Raw genomic sequence first — 14,384 nt, 5'->3', positions numbered from 1 at the left:
TCTCCTACTCTTCTTGTGCGGCTTTTTCAGCAACTTTTGCCAATTGCTGAACGGCATCATGCATGCCAAGTGTTTTCGCGTTCATTGCCATTTTTTGCAGCTTTTGCTCGTCGCTTAGAATAATCGTGAGTTCTTTCGCCAATGATAGCGGTGAAAGTGTACTCTGCTCGATGATGACACCTGCGTCGGCTTCGACCATGTTCTGTGCATTGTGCAATTGGTCCTGATCGACAGATCCGGGAAATGGCACGTAAATTCCGGGCCGCCCGATAACCGACATTTCAGCAATGGTGCTCGCGCCTGATCGACAAATCACCAGATGCGCGTTAGAAATGCGGCGCGGCAGGTCTTTGAAAAAAGGTGCCAGTTCAACATTGAGCCGGTTTTCAGCGTAAACCGAAGTCGCGCGCTTCATGTCTTCCTGACGACATTGCTGGACCAAGCGGATACGGTTTTTCAACTCATCAGGCAAATTCATCATCGCGCCGGGCAAAACATCCGAAAAGATTTGCGCACCTTGAGAGCCCCCGGTGACCAACAAGTGAATTGGCGATTGATCATCAATCGCGGGATATGGCTTTTTCGCTGCTTCAAAGACTTGATCACGCACTGGATTGCCCGTCATCACACATTTTTCAGAAAACTTTTCGGCGTATTTGGTTTTCGTAAAACCAAGCGCTACAATATCGGCAAATCTGGCAAGCGCACGATTAGCGCGACCCAACACAGAATTCGCTTCATGCAAAACGCTCGGAATACCGAGCAATGACGCCCCAAGCACCGGTGGAAATGTTGGATACCCGCCAAATCCAATGATCGCGTCAGGGTCTTCTTTTTTTAAAACCCCATATGCCTTTGCCAAGCCTTGCAGGATTGTAACACCAGCTTGAAAGGTTTTAACCGGACTGCGCAGGTTTGGTGTCGCAGCAGGGATGATATGAACTTTATCAGCAGGAAAATCGTCGGCGAAATTGTTCGCACGACGATCGGTCATCAACTGAACTTTATGCCCGCGCCGGATCAACTCATTTGCCAAAGCCTGCGCCGGAAACAAATGTCCGCCCGTCCCGCCGGCCACTAAAATAAACTTGCTCATGCAACCTCGTGATTGGGCATAGCGCGAAACGCTGGAAGACCCGATTGAATGGTTTGTTCCGGCTTACGGCGCGACAATCCCAACAAAATCCCCATGCCAAAAGCAATGGCCATCATGGACGTTCCGCCAGACGAAACGAACGGCAGCGTCATCCCTTTAGGTGGAATGAGGTTGAGGTTCACCAATAGGTTTATTGAAGCTTGCATACCGAATTGAATTGCTATCGCACTGATCGCCAAACGTGAAAAAAGATTTTGCTGTAGCTGTGCTAGAAAAAGACTACGTGCAACCACAAACGCGATCAAAGCGACCAAACCAAGGCAAAACAGAATTCCAAATTCACCGGCTGCAGCTGAAAAGACGAAATCGGCATGGGCATCCGGCAATGCGCGCTTCGCGACGCCCTCGCCCGGACCTAAACCAAACCACCCGCCCTCAAGCAGTGATTGAAGAGCTTTTTCGACTTGATAATTGTCGCCCGTTTCAGGGTTTAAAAATGCATCAAATCTTCGGGTAACGTGCGGAAACATGAAATATGCGGCGGTAATACCAGCAATTGAAACACCACCAAGGGCCAAAATCACCCACCATGAAATTCCAGAGATGAACAGCAACCCGGCCCAAGTCAAAACCACCAAGGCGGTTTGTCCAATGTCTGGTTGCAACAGTAAAATTCCAACGATCCCCCCCAGAATTGCCACTGCCATTAAATGTCCGGGCATACCGGGTGTTTTCATTTGTTCGGAAATCAGCCATGCCGAGATAATAGCGAAGGCAGGTTTTACAAATTCAGAAGGCTGAATGGAGAACCCGACCAATGAAATCCAACGCTGAGAGCCTTTGATCTCTGTTCCAACAAACAATGTTAGCGCCATCATGGTGCCCATAATCACCAACACCGCCAGCGCCAAATGCCTTGCGCGCCGAGGGGGCAAAAATGAACCGACCACCAACACTCCAATGGTTGGCACCAGAAATATGATATGGCGAATAATAAAGTGCCATTCGCTCAATCCAATGCGAACAGCAACAGCTGGACTGGCAGCAAATGACATCATCACCCCGGCAGCAAGCAGACCAATCAATGCGGCCAGCAAAGGCCGATCAATTGTCCACCACCATTCCGCGAGGGGTGTTTTTCTCTCTCTTGAAAGCTCACGTAAAAACATGTGACTAATCGTGTTCCATCATTGGCGATCAACTTAGTGAACAAAAATACACTAAGATTGGTTACCAACTCGCAACGATTTGAAATTTCTTTGACGTTCTAACGCAATTTGAGTGACGACAAGCCAATCATGGCGAGCACAAACGAGATAATCCAAAACCGGATAACAATTTGACTTTCAGTCCAACCCAAATGTTCAAAGTGGTGATGGATTGGTGCCATTTTGAAAATGCGTTTACCCGTTGTTTTAAAAGAAACAACTTGCACGATCACCGAAACGGTTTCCAAAACAAATAGACCGCCAATAATCCCCAAGACAATCTCGTGCTTAGTGGCAACCGCAATTGCACCCAACATACCGCCAAGCGCCAGCGAACCTGTATCTCCCATAAAAATCGAAGCAGGCGGCGCGTTAAACCATAAAAACCCTAGACCCGCGCCGATCAATGCACCGCATAGCACCGCAAGTTCACCAGTACCGGGCACAAAATTGATCAGCAAATAGCCGGAAAACACTTCGTTACCCACCAAATAAGCGATAAGCCCAAATGAGCCCGCAGCGATCATCACTGGAACAATCGCTAGACCGTCTAGTCCGTCAGTTAGATTTACCGAATTGCCAGCGGCAACAATAATAAAGCCGCCAAACACAACAAAGAATATACCCAAATCAAGGGCGAAGTCTTTTACAAATGGAAAGGCAAGGGAGGTTGAAAACGGTGCCTCCCCCAGTTGAGACACAACATAACAGGCAATCGCAGCGACCACAGATTCAAGCACCAACCTCTGCCGCCCGCCAAATCCGGAATTTGTCGCTTTAGTAACTTTCAAATAGTCATCGTAAAAGCCAATAGCGCCAAAACCAACCGTTACACCCAACACGACCCAAACATATGGGTTGGATAAGTTCGCCCACAACAAGGTTGAGACGATCACACTAAGCAAAATCATCAGGCCGCCCATTGTCGGCGTGCCTTTTTTGGCAATCAGATGGCTTTGTGGCCCATCTTCCCTAATGGGTTGACCATGCCCTTGACGGGATTTTAGCTGCGAGATGAGATGAGGGCCAAATATAAAGACCATGAAAAGCGCGGTCATCGTCGCGCCGCCAGTTCTAAACGTTAGATAACGAAAAACGTTGAACGCAGCGAACTGCTCACCAAATTGTTGTAAGAAATAGAACATTAAGTTCTCAACCTTGTCTGTTATTAGCGCTCAGAAAACCGCTGATGCAAATCCGCAGCAATGGGGCCAAGTCCAATACCTTTGGACCCTTTGATCATAAGTACATCGCCGGGGGCAAGGGTCTCGTTTAACAAATCTGTGAGATCAGCGGTATCGTTCAGATGCGTAACGTTGAGTTTTTCACCGATTTTGGCCTGCAAATGCGCCATCAACGGCCCAACAAGAATGATCCGGTCAGCTTGAGCCGTCAATACAGCATCCGTCAAATCTTCATGGAACTCTTGAGAACGTTCCCCGAGCTCCAACATATCGCCAAGCACTGCAATCTTGGACCCTACGGCTGTTCTACGCGCGAAAACGGCCAATGCTGCGCGCATGGACAGTGGGTTGGCGTTAAAGCTCTCATCTAAAAATATAATTTCGCCGTCGGCCAGTTTGAGCTTGGAAACAGAACCACGACCAACAGGGGCGGTAAATTTGCGAAGTCCGTTTACGATTGTCCCAGCGTCGACGCCAAAACTAGAGGCGACAGCAATGGCCGCAGCAGCGTTGATCAATGCATGTTCACCGAACTGGGGGACACTCACACTAAGCTTGGCACCGTCCAACGTGATTTCGGCAACTAAACCGTCCTGTTGATGGCTCACATTTTGAACACACACATCAGCATGTTCCGATTTTCCAAATGTTTGAATATCTTTGAAACCAATCTCGTTTGCTCGGGTTTCAATCGCTTCCAAATACGGATGGTCTGCGCCAAGAACAACGTGCCCGTTCGGCTCCAATCCCTCAAAAATCTCTGCTTTGGCATCCACAATGCCGTAAATGTCGTCAAAGTGCTCAAGATGCACTTCGCCAATATTGGTGATGATAGCCATGTGGGGGCGGATCATTTTTACAAGAGGGCGAATTTCGTTTGAATGGTTCATACCCACTTCAAACACACCGAACTCCGTACCCTGAGGCATCCGCGCCAACATCAACGGCACACCCCAGTGATTGTTGAATGATTTTATGGAAGCATGAGTTCGCCCAGCACCCTCAAGAACAAGGCGGACAGCTTCCTTTGTCGATGTTTTGCCCACGCTACCGGTAATCGCGACAATCTTTGCTTTCGTGCGCGCCCGCGCAGCAATGCCTAGTTTTTCCAAGGCAATCAGCGGATCATTTACGATAACGAGGGGTAATTCAACGGAATTGCTGTCAGCCCATTGCGCGGACACCAAAGCGGCCCCTGCCCCGTTTTTGACAGCGAGGTCAACAAATTGGTGACCGTCAAAACGGTCACCTTTGATCGCAACAAACAGATCATTTTCAGAAATGTCTCGACTGTCGATCGACACGCCTGTGAACTCTGTCGCAGTGCAAAACCGAGCTTTGCCGCCCGTGGCCGCGAGGATTTGATCTAGCGTCCACAAAGGCATGGGCTAAGCACCTACTGCCTTCAAAACGACCTCATGATCCGAGAAGTGATGCTTGGTTTCCCCGATTATTTGATAGTCTTCATGGCCCTTACCAGCAACCAACAACACGTCGCCGGGTTGCAATTGGCCAATTGCCTGTTCAATTGCCGGACCACGGCCAGGAACTTCGACAACATTCTTTGCTTCGGCTAAAACGTTTGCTCGAATTTCTGCAGCATCTTCCGTTCTTGGATTATCGTCCGTCAAAATCGCAATATCTGAGTTTTCAGCGGCGGCTTTGCCCATTGGTCCGCGCTTGCCTTTATCCCGATCACCGCCGCAGCCGAACACAGAAACCAGCTTTCCTTTTGCAAATGGCCGAAGTGCCTGCAATGCAGTTTCAATAGCGTCTGGTGTATGCGCATAATCAACATAAATGGCAGCGCCATTGTGTTCGGCAACCAACTCCAGTCGTCCCCTAGCACCCCGGAGTTTTGACAGGCTTTCTAACGCATCGTCTTTATCAACACCGGTCGAAACAGCCATGGCGAAAGCAACTAGCGCATTGGTCACTTGGAATTTACCCGCCAGCGGCAAATAGAATTCAGCATCCTCACCCACTAGGCGTCCAGTTACACGCTGACCGTAGCCTTCGGGTTCAATTTTTGTAACTTCGAAGTAAGCGCCATTTTCACCAACGGTGATAACTGTCGCCCCTCTCTCAAGCCCTGCGAACATGAACGGGGTTGCTTCCTCGTCGTCCATATTGATGACGCATGTGCCACCTTCTTGCATGAGGTCTTTAAACAGGCGCAATTTAGCGTCGTGATAGGCCTCCATGGTCTGATGGTAGTCCAAATGATCGCGAGAAAGATTGGTAAATCCAACAACCTTAAACTCCATGCCGTCCAAGCGTCGCTGATCCAATCCATGGCTGGATGCTTCCATCGCAATATGATCCACATTGCCGCTTTTCAATTGATGAAGTGTTTGGTGCAAACTCATTGCGTCAGGCGTCGTAAGCTCACCGCCGGTTGTGCTGCCGCCAACAGTAACGCCAAGCGTACCAATGCTGGCCCCCTTCACACCGTTAAGCTCCCATATCTGGCGGATCATCGACACAACGGACGTTTTGCCATTCGTTCCCGTAACGGCAACAGCTGTTTCAGGATGTGGGTCGTTCACAAGTCGTGCCGCTTTTGCAAAACACGCTCGCACATCATTGACCAAAATCACTGGCACGCCAATATCATGGTCTAGGCCACGATCGGTTACAATCGCCACGGCACCCAACCGCACAACATCGCGCACAAAATCATTACCGTGAAACTTCGACCCTGGTAACGCAAAAAAAGCAAAGCCAGATGCAACTTTTTGCGAATTCGCGGTTATGCCCGTAACAGTTAAATTTTGATCGCATTGGGCACCATTTGTACCACTAAGCAATTCTTGGAGGGAAAACCCCATTTTTTCGTCCCCTATCGCAATTCAGCTGGTACCAGCTGCGCATCTAGTTCTTCATCAAGATTAGGCACCACCCCTAACATAGGCGCAACCCGTTCAACGATACGCCCAGTAACAGCGCCTGCATTCCATGCCGCTGTGTGACCGCTTTTTTCATCTTCTTTTTGCGGCTCATCGACCAATATGACCATTGCATATTTTGGTGAATCCATTGGAAACGCTGAAGCAAATATGTTCAAGCGTTTGTCCGACGAGTATTTGCCGTCGACGACTTTTTCCGCTGTACCGGTTTTACCGCCAACCCGATAACCATCTGGCGCAGCTTTTCGCCCCGATCCTTCAAGTGCGTTAAGACGCAACAAGTATCGAATATGATCACTGGTGCGATCACTTACAATCTTTTTGCTGTTCGCAAGCGCGCCAATTCTGTCGCGCGGCAACAATGTCGGCGTGATATAATTCCCGCCATTTACCAGTGCGGCGTAAGCCGTAACCAACTGCAAAGGCGTCACTGAAAGACCATGCCCAAATGAAGCTGTCGCAGCTCCAACTTCGGAGAACTTCTTGGCGATTTGACTTGGTGTTTTTTCCGGCAGCTCGATAACTGGCTTACCTTCCATTCCGATTTCTTTCAGGAATGCTCTAAATCGCTCTTTACCCAACGCCTGCATCATTTTGATCGTACCGATGTTGGACGAAAACTTAATCACTTCTGGTAAACTCAAAACGCGATTTTTGCCGTGAAAATCACCTATCCTAAAGCGACCAAACCGCACAGCTTGGGTCGCATCAAAACGGTCAGTAATTTGAACACGACCAGAATCAAGCGCGGCAGCAGCCGTGATGGTCTTGAAGGTTGATCCCAACTCAAACTTACCGGCTGTGATACGATTGATCCGTCCTTCTTCCAGAGCACCCGAAGGCACGTTCGGATCAAAATCAGGCAACGAGACCAGCGCTATAATTTCGCCAGTGCGCACATCCATCATCACGCCAGCTGCGGCAATCGCTTTATAACGTTCAAGCGCATCAACAAGCTCGCGACGCATTGCATGTTGCACACGCAAATCGATCGATAAATCAACGGATTGCAACGATCGATCACGCGCAAAGCCAAGGTCTTGCAGCAACGCTACTTCGCGATTATCCAAGAACCGCTCCATGCCAGCAATGCCGACATTATCCACATTAACAGCGCCCAAAATATGAGCGGCAACATTACCCCCAGGATAAAACCGGCGCGATTCAGAAACGAAATCAATTCCTGGAATGCCAAGACGCAGGACACGTTCTTTTTGCTGAGGCGACAATTCACGTTTCAGCCAAACGAAGCCCTCATCGCCATCCAATCGAGACCGCAACCACTTGCGATTCATATCGGGAAATTCTTTGCCAATCGCCTCAACAGCTTCATCAACATCAATGATGCGACGGGGTTCTGCGAACAGCGACGGCACCTGAATGTCGATCGCCAGCGGGCTGCCATTGCGATCAAGTAAGGTCGGCCGCGTTGCGGTAAGTGCTGGTCGAGCTTGGCCCTGACTAACCTGATCAACCTCAACCGTGGCCAGCATCACCAGACGGCCAGCAACGATGGAAAACAAAACCATGGCCAATGCCAAAGAAAGCCGAATACGGCTCCTCGTCATATGGCCACGAGATTTACGTGCTCCGTCAATGGAAATCGGGACGCCCATGTCGTTGCTCACATCACTCATTGGCCAACCAACTCTTCTTGATCGTTTGGATCGATACCTGCTTCAAGCGACATTAATAGTGCATCCAAACCATCACTATCTGGCGCTGCTGGGCGCATCGGCACATCACTCAATGAGCCATATTGGGCGACGACAATCGGCGCAATGCCAAGCGTTTCAGCATGTCGGTCAACAATGGATTGCAATCGCGCTGGCTGATTAAGATACGCCCAATCCGCATCCAATGAATTCAGTATTTGTTTTTGCGACGTAATATCTCGTTGTAGTTCAATCACTTGCGACTGAACGTCTTCGGTTCGATATTTTTGTCCATAGACCAAAATAAGAGCCACAAAGCTCGTGCAAAGCAAAAGGAAGTTAAATGCGCGCATCAGGTCGAAAACTCCCGTCGCGCATATCCCGGCACACCCAATCCTTCAATGCTCAGCGTACGGGCAGCTTCTTTGTTACGTGTTGCAAACCGCAAAGTCGCAGATCGCGCCCTTGGATTTTGCTCCAATTCAGCTTCACTCGACCGAATTGGCTTTGAAATTTGACCCCAAGGTGACGCGGCTTTGTCATGCATTGGCGCGTGACGAGAGCCCTTTTCCTGCGGTTTAAAAAATCGCTTCACCATACGGTCCTCAACTGAATGAAAACTCACAACGGCAAGTACGCCGCCTGCTGGCAACAATTCTTCTGCAGCAAACAAACCCCGAACCAGTTGGCCATATTCCGCATTTACAGCAATGCGTAGGGCCTGAAAACTTTTGGTTGCCGGGTGGCTGCCACCGGGCTTGCGGCCAAGCTTCTCGCTGATAAGGTCCGCGAGTTGTTTCGTTGTGGTAAATGGTTCTATTTCTCGCTGCGCAACGATAGCGCTGGCGATTTGCCGCGCGCGCCGCTCTTCACCCAACTCAAACAGAATATCTGAAATTTCGCGTTCGTCGCGTTCATTGACAATATCGGATGCACTCTCGCCGCTTTGCTCCATACGCATATCAAGCGGACCATCGCGCATAAATGAAAAGCCGCGTTCCCCCTCATCCAACTGCATAGAACTTACGCCAATATCCAACACAACTGCATCGGGCGCCTCAAAATGATTTTGCGCGGCAAGTGCCTCAAGGTCAGCAAATCGACCTTGAACGAACTTAAACTTGCTTCCAAACTCATCCGAAAGGTTTTCAGCAAATGGTAGTACGTTGGGGTCGCGATCGATTGCGGTAACGTTTGCCCCTGCGGCCAAAAACGTTCGCGAATAACCACCTGCGCCAAATGTCCCATCCACAATATGCTTGTCCGACAATGGGGAAATTGAGCGAACAACTTCATCCAAAAGAACTGAAATATGTGGTGATTGATCCGCCAAACAATATTACGCCGGGTGCAATAAAACACGACCGGCAGTACTCCCTAGCGCCGAACTTGGCGTTGTTACTAAAACATTGGCCGCACCCAAACCTGGTGCAAGCCTCTTAGGCATTTTCCCAAATGAGCCTTAATTTTGTGTTGCATTTGATTCAAATGAGAGAAAAAAGCCAGTTGGTCTGTAAGCCGGATTTTGTAGGGCATAGTTAAACTATGCGCGACAGCCATTCATCTTGGGCATCTGTTACCAGAATACCTCATGCAACCTACCCGGATGACTAACCTGAAAACCGGTCGGTCTTGCGACCACGCCATCCCTATTTGGTTTTGCTCTCGGTGGGGTTTACCCTGCCAAGCTCGTTACCGACCTTGCGGTGCGCTCTTACCGCACCTTTTCACCCTGACCACGCCAAAGCGTGGCGGTTTGTTTTCTGTGGCACTTTCCCTGGGGTCGCCCCCGCCGGGCGTTACCCGGCACCGTGTTTCCTTAGAGTCCGGACTTTCCTCCATTGCTCGCGCAACAGCGACTGCCCAACCAACTGACTGCGGATGACTTATGGGGTGAAAGTTAAAACGTCAAGCAGCGAACGCTTAACAACTATGAAGAACGAGAATCCAATATTGAATCGTAAGCGGTGTTAATCACTGCCAATTTCTTCGTTGTGACCTGCACTAATTCGCTCGGCACCCCCTTGGCGATCAAACGATCCGGGTGATGTTCACTGACCAATTTCCGATAGGCGATTTTCAATTCACGATCACTAACGTCTGGGTCAACGCCGAGTAAAAAATAGGGATCCACATCAGAAAGCATAACGTGACGTGCCGCCAAGCGCGAAAACTCTTCGTCGTTTAAGCCAAAGATTTCGCCGACCACCTGCAAATAGCGCAATTCGTCTTCATGAATTAGCCCATCAGCCTCTGCAATATGAAAAAGACCATCCAACACATGTTCTAACGCGCCGTGATCATCTTGAAAAAGACGCGCAATGCGTTTGGCATAAGATTCAAAGCCTGCAACATCTTGCTGGGCCAAATCAAAAATGCGCTCAACTTGAACCTCAGCACCAGCTGGGATTTGCACATTTTCCCTAAATGCTCGAATTTCATCGGCGGTAACAACACCGTCTGCAGCAGCCATTTTCGCTGACAAGGCAACCAAAGACAGGGTAAATGCCGCATCTTTGCCGCCGAGCAACCAATTTTCAGGGTCAAAAAGTTGGGCAAGCGATCCCGCAATTCCGGTTCCATTTGAAAAGGAACCGATCTTTTCCGAAATAATTTGCCAAACTGACATGTGTTGCCCCTCACCAACCGAGCGGCATGCTCGATTGGCCTAGATATAGAACAATTTTCGGCCCTTTCTAGGGCGAAATCAAAAATTGCGACGATTTACGCCGGACGCCGTCCGAGCAACCGTGCTAGCGCAAACACCAGAGATGACCGGTTCATGGTGTAAAAATGGAACTCAGTGACCCCACGATCCACCAGCTCAGTAACCTGCTCTGCGGCCACTGCCGCAGCCACCAGCGCGTGGGTTTCTGGATCATCTTCCAAGCCGTCAAACCTGTCCGCCAACCAATCCGGTACGCTTGTGCCACAGCGTTTTGCAAAACTTGCGACCTGCGTAAAGTTATGAATGGGCTGAATACCGGCAACAATTGGTGCGTGAATACCCGCATTTCGTGCCCGGTCAACAAACCTCAAATAGTCGGTATTATCAAAAAACATTTGCGTGATGGCACGGTTCGCACCGGCATCGATTTTCCGTTTCAGATTTGCTATATCTTCTTGCCAATGTGGGCTTTGCGGGTGCATTTCCGGATAGCAAGCCACTGAAATATCAAAATTCCCGATTTCGCGAATACCCGCAACCAGTTCTGCAGCGCTTTTATAGCCGTCTGGATGGGCCTCAAATGGCATACCAACCCCTTCGGGTGGATCGCCGCGCAAGGCAACAATTCTTGAAATACCGGCTTCTTGATAGCCTCGAATAACATCGCCAACTTCTTCCTTTGACGCCCCAACACATGTCAAATGAGCTGCCGCATTTACTCCAGTATCTTTTTCAATACGAGAAACAATGCGTGTTGTTCGGTCGCGGGTGGTGCCACCTGCCCCATAAGTCACAGAAACAAACCGAGGCTTCATTGGCGCCAATTTATCCATCGCCTGCCAAAACCGTTCTTCCATTTTGTCAGATTTTGGTGGGAAAAACTCAAAAGACAATTGAAGTTTTTCAAACTCATAGCCCGATTGACGCGAAAGTCGCTTCGGTTGGCTTGAAATTGGCGTATCACTCATAGTTCTATTCCAGTCCGTTTCAGGATTGATCTGTTAAATGCCAAATGCACACCGTCAAACCACCACCCGGTTTGTTGTGCGGAATTTCTTTGTGGCTCGATACGCGTAAATTCGCAGCGCCTGCCCACGCAACCATTTGCGCATGGGACAGTCCAAGACGTCGGTGCGCTTGCTCTTCGCGTAAAAATTCAAGCTCGTGCGGCATGAAATCCACCACCGCAATTTTGCCGCCCGGCTTTAATGTGTAGCGCGCATTTTGCAAAGCTTGTCCAGGATCATCGAAATGATGCAAAACTTGGTGCAACATCACAAAATCTGCACTCGCACGATATTCTTCCAATTGGCCGATATCGCCAAGTCGCACAAATACGTGCTGTTGACCCGTATTTTCAAACTTCGAACGTGCAACAGAAATCATCTCGCGACTTGAATCAATGCCGACGCCTTTTTTGAAGTGCCCATCCAAAAGCTCGAGCATCCGACCGGTACCAGTGCCCAAATCGATAAAGAGCTCGGCTCGCTGACCATCCATCATATCCAAAATGGCCTGTTCAACAGCAGATTCGGGCGCATGTAGAGACCGCACCCGGTCCCAATCTTTAGCAACTTTAGAAAAATACGTGGCCGCGCGCGCCCGGTGATCACGTCGAACAGCATCAAGCCGACCCACATCTGCTTGAAGCACCGTATCGGTCCGGTCCAATTGCTCAAGCAAGTGCTCCACCAAGATGGATGCACCGGGTTCGTCGGAAAGCCGAAAAAACGCCCAAGCCCCCTCGGCATGGCGAGTAACAAGGCCCGATTCGGTCAAAAGCCTGAGATGACGCGAAACGCGGGGCTGACTTTGGTCCAAAATCTCTGTAAGGTCTTTTACTGACAGCTCGCTTTCCGAGAGCAGCGCAAGCAAGCGCAGCCGGGTAATTTCCCCCGCTGCCCGCAAAATTTCCACAAATTCTATAAGCGCCGTCACAAGTTGCCCCAAGCAAACATTAGATATAAAGGTATCTTTATATCCCAATTACAGAATTTGGCAACGAAATAGGTTAAACCAATTCTACTGCCAAAATAAACGACCTCAATAACAAAAACATCAATTAAATCAAAGATTAAATAAGAGTCGTAAACAAGATGACAAAACAAGGTCACGCAACTGTTAAGGAAATAGATGCGAAAAAGCTCCGGCTTTGCGGTATCCTTAACGCACTATCAGATCCAATTAGGATCTCAATTGTAGAGCAACTTTCATCTAAAGGAGAGCAGTCGGTTGGCGCACTAAGCGAGCCATATGCAATCACAGCTCCAGCAATATCCAGACATTTGCGGGTTCTAGAATCTGCAGGTGTGATCGAAAGACGTATTGATCGACAGTGGCGAATTTGCTCACTCGATAAAACCGCACTTTCACAAGTTGCCGAATGGTTAAAGCTGAACGGGTAGCCCGTTCAGCTAACTTTTTTAAAAATAGAGAAAAGACTAAGCAACGTTTACGGACTGTTGCCGTTCTGGGCTGCCCTTTTTCGCGAACGAATGGGCTCTCCACATCTCAAAAATATCATGTGCATCTTTTTGCGAAAGCAAATCATATTTGATGACAGATTCTTCGGCGTCTTCGACCGAGACTTTGTCGCGCCAAGGCAGTGATGAAAATATCTGCTTGAACAGGTCAGGTTTAAAATTCATTGCGCGAACAGCGACGGTTACGGCGCTGGTGTCTTGTGTGGCGAGCCACTTGATCAAGACTTCAGGTTTTATCCGCAGCAAGATTGCCAATGAACTTGCGACATGATGGCCATAGCCAAACCGGCAAAACCGTTCAACTGATTTCAAATTAAACTGCCGACGATCCGCAAGCGCCTTCACTTGTCCCCAAGCCATTTTCCACTCGGTTGCGTTAAAGCCAACTTCGTTGCGTACCCGGTTGAGAACAACAGACTGTGCGTCGACAATCTTTTCTTCATCAACGTCAATGTTCGCGTCTGAAAGCTGCTTTAAGGCGCTTTGGCCAGCAGCAGATAGACGTGAATGAATTTCTTTCCAATTTACGTCCCGGCGATTTCCAAGGCTTGCGGCAATTGACTTGTCATTTGCCGCACGGGCGATCAATCCTGAACCCGTTTGTTGGCCAATTTGCGCGTTCTTGTTTTCAACCAACCGCAATATCGCACTGCTATCCGCGCATTCAACGATTTCAGAACCAACTCGGTCTGTAACGGGATTACGTCCAGCAATAGCCCAACGATGTTCATCAGATTGTCCTTGAACAATCTCAATCAAATCATCGTCCGAAAGAACACTTGAGAACTCAAGCAATGGCGCAGCAACTTCAATTTCATCGTGTGCCAACTTAATAACCACCGCACCAGGCGCTCGGCTTAAGGGTGCGAGTAATTTTGCCACCTCTGCACGCGCTTCTGCTTCAACGACCTCAGCCAATTGACATAATACTTCATCATATTTCGCGATTTGCTCATCGTCACAGCGATCTACAACATGGTGAAATAGTTTCGCCATGTTCCGCATAAGCGCAGCACATTCGATACTGTCTGAACGATTGTTCAAAACATGAAAGTTCGAAAACGCTGACCCTTTACCACTAGTACTTTCCACAATATCACCTCCAAAATCCCTGATGTTGAAAGTGACTATGGACAACAAGTATGCGAGGGCACTGAAACTTTTAGTTCAAATTTGCCTCT

Annotated in this window: 13 protein-coding genes and 1 other RNA gene; 1 reads left to right on the top strand and 13 read right to left on the bottom strand. The window is 49.0% G+C overall.

Annotation, left to right across the window (positions count from 1 at the left end):
• Nucleotides 1–4: 4 nt before the first annotated feature.
• From murG to ACSHWX_RS06325, 12 genes are all read right to left on the bottom strand, one after another.
• The gene (gene murG, locus ACSHWX_RS06380) at nucleotides 5–1,096 is read right to left on the bottom strand and encodes an undecaprenyldiphospho-muramoylpentapeptide beta-N-acetylglucosaminyltransferase (RefSeq protein ID WP_435667362.1); all 1,092 of its coding nucleotides are present in this window, start codon (nucleotides 1,094–1,096) and stop codon (nucleotides 5–7) included.
• On the bottom strand, nucleotides 1,093–2,265 hold the full coding sequence (locus tag ACSHWX_RS06375; RefSeq protein ID WP_435667361.1) for an FtsW/RodA/SpoVE family cell cycle protein: 1,173 nt from the start codon (nucleotides 2,263–2,265) through the stop codon (nucleotides 1,093–1,095). The genes murG and ACSHWX_RS06375 overlap by 4 nt, the downstream gene beginning before the upstream one ends.
• A gap of 98 nt (nucleotides 2,266–2,363) precedes the next feature.
• Nucleotides 2,364–3,449: a phospho-N-acetylmuramoyl-pentapeptide-transferase gene (gene mraY, locus ACSHWX_RS06370; protein ID WP_435667360.1), complete on the bottom strand. Its 1,086-nt coding sequence runs from the start codon at nucleotides 3,447–3,449 to the stop codon at nucleotides 2,364–2,366.
• A gap of 23 nt (nucleotides 3,450–3,472) precedes the next feature.
• Nucleotides 3,473–4,873, bottom strand: coding sequence for a UDP-N-acetylmuramoyl-tripeptide--D-alanyl-D-alanine ligase (locus tag ACSHWX_RS06365; RefSeq protein ID WP_435667359.1), 1,401 nt, complete (start codon nucleotides 4,871–4,873; stop codon nucleotides 3,473–3,475).
• Nucleotides 4,874–4,876: 3 nt separating this feature from the next.
• A complete protein-coding gene (locus tag ACSHWX_RS06360; RefSeq protein WP_435667358.1) occupies nucleotides 4,877–6,319 on the bottom strand; it encodes a UDP-N-acetylmuramoyl-L-alanyl-D-glutamate--2,6-diaminopimelate ligase in 1,443 nt (480 codons plus the stop codon).
• A gap of 11 nt (nucleotides 6,320–6,330) precedes the next feature.
• Nucleotides 6,331–8,034 (bottom strand): peptidoglycan D,D-transpeptidase FtsI family protein, encoded by a 1,704-nt coding sequence (locus tag ACSHWX_RS06355; RefSeq protein ID WP_435667357.1) that lies wholly within the window; start codon nucleotides 8,032–8,034, stop codon nucleotides 6,331–6,333.
• The gene (gene ftsL / locus ACSHWX_RS06350) at nucleotides 8,031–8,405 is read right to left on the bottom strand and encodes a cell division protein FtsL (protein ID WP_435667356.1); all 375 of its coding nucleotides are present in this window, start codon (nucleotides 8,403–8,405) and stop codon (nucleotides 8,031–8,033) included. Before ftsL ends, ACSHWX_RS06355 begins: the two co-directional genes overlap by 4 nt.
• Nucleotides 8,405–9,385: a 16S rRNA (cytosine(1402)-N(4))-methyltransferase RsmH gene (gene rsmH / locus ACSHWX_RS06345; RefSeq protein ID WP_435667355.1), complete on the bottom strand. Its 981-nt coding sequence runs from the start codon at nucleotides 9,383–9,385 to the stop codon at nucleotides 8,405–8,407. The genes ftsL and rsmH overlap by 1 nt, the downstream gene beginning before the upstream one ends.
• 165 nt (nucleotides 9,386–9,550) lie before the next feature.
• An RNA gene (gene rnpB, locus ACSHWX_RS06340) (RNase P RNA component class A) lies at nucleotides 9,551–9,927 on the bottom strand.
• 55 nt (nucleotides 9,928–9,982) lie between these two features.
• Entirely contained in the window at nucleotides 9,983–10,681 is a 699-nt protein-coding gene (locus ACSHWX_RS06335) for a TerB family tellurite resistance protein (protein WP_435667354.1), read from the bottom strand.
• A gap of 95 nt (nucleotides 10,682–10,776) precedes the next feature.
• The gene (gene metF, locus ACSHWX_RS06330; protein ID WP_435667353.1) at nucleotides 10,777–11,688 is read right to left on the bottom strand and encodes a methylenetetrahydrofolate reductase [NAD(P)H]; all 912 of its coding nucleotides are present in this window, start codon (nucleotides 11,686–11,688) and stop codon (nucleotides 10,777–10,779) included.
• Nucleotides 11,689–11,707: 19 nt separating this feature from the next.
• The gene (locus tag ACSHWX_RS06325; RefSeq protein WP_435667352.1) at nucleotides 11,708–12,658 is read right to left on the bottom strand and encodes an ArsR/SmtB family transcription factor; all 951 of its coding nucleotides are present in this window, start codon (nucleotides 12,656–12,658) and stop codon (nucleotides 11,708–11,710) included.
• A 158-nt stretch (nucleotides 12,659–12,816) separates the two neighbouring features.
• Between ACSHWX_RS06325 and ACSHWX_RS06320 the strand changes: the two genes are divergently transcribed.
• Nucleotides 12,817–13,125, top strand: coding sequence for an ArsR/SmtB family transcription factor (locus ACSHWX_RS06320; protein WP_435667351.1), 309 nt, complete (start codon nucleotides 12,817–12,819; stop codon nucleotides 13,123–13,125).
• Nucleotides 13,126–13,161: 36 nt separating this feature from the next.
• Here ACSHWX_RS06320 and ACSHWX_RS06315 read toward each other — a convergent pair whose 3' ends face one another.
• Nucleotides 13,162–14,295: a DUF2336 domain-containing protein gene (locus tag ACSHWX_RS06315; RefSeq protein WP_435667350.1), complete on the bottom strand. Its 1,134-nt coding sequence runs from the start codon at nucleotides 14,293–14,295 to the stop codon at nucleotides 13,162–13,164.
• Between the last annotated feature and the right edge of the window lie 89 nt (nucleotides 14,296–14,384).

The organism is Maritalea sp. (assembly GCF_051251695.1).
Taxonomy (GTDB): Bacteria; Pseudomonadota; Alphaproteobacteria; order Rhizobiales; family Devosiaceae; genus Maritalea.
The sequence above is the reverse complement of the archived record's forward strand: the minus strand, read 5'-3'. Positions and strand labels throughout refer to the sequence as shown.

Bases quoted from the DNA above. Each gene is read 5' to 3' on its own strand.
- ACSHWX_RS06375 (WP_435667361.1), bottom strand. From the start codon at position 2,265: ATGTTTTTACGTGAGCTTTCAAGAGAGAGAAAAACACCCCTCGCGGAA.
- ACSHWX_RS06365 (WP_435667359.1), bottom strand. From the start codon at position 4,873: ATGCCTTTGTGGACGCTAGATCAAATCCTCGCGGCCACGGGCGGCAAA.
- ACSHWX_RS06355 (WP_435667357.1), bottom strand. From the start codon at position 8,034: ATGAGTGATGTGAGCAACGACATGGGCGTCCCGATTTCCATTGACGGA.
- ACSHWX_RS06335 (WP_435667354.1), bottom strand. From the start codon at position 10,681: ATGTCAGTTTGGCAAATTATTTCGGAAAAGATCGGTTCCTTTTCAAAT.
- ACSHWX_RS06320 (WP_435667351.1), top strand. From the start codon at position 12,817: ATGACAAAACAAGGTCACGCAACTGTTAAGGAAATAGATGCGAAAAAG.
- ftsL (WP_435667356.1), bottom strand. From the start codon at position 8,405: ATGCGCGCATTTAACTTCCTTTTGCTTTGCACGAGCTTTGTGGCTCTT.
- mraY (WP_435667360.1), bottom strand. From the start codon at position 3,449: ATGTTCTATTTCTTACAACAATTTGGTGAGCAGTTCGCTGCGTTCAAC.
- ACSHWX_RS06360 (WP_435667358.1), bottom strand. From the start codon at position 6,319: ATGGGGTTTTCCCTCCAAGAATTGCTTAGTGGTACAAATGGTGCCCAA.
- metF (WP_435667353.1), bottom strand. From the start codon at position 11,688: ATGAGTGATACGCCAATTTCAAGCCAACCGAAGCGACTTTCGCGTCAA.
- murG (WP_435667362.1), bottom strand. From the start codon at position 1,096: ATGAGCAAGTTTATTTTAGTGGCCGGCGGGACGGGCGGACATTTGTTT.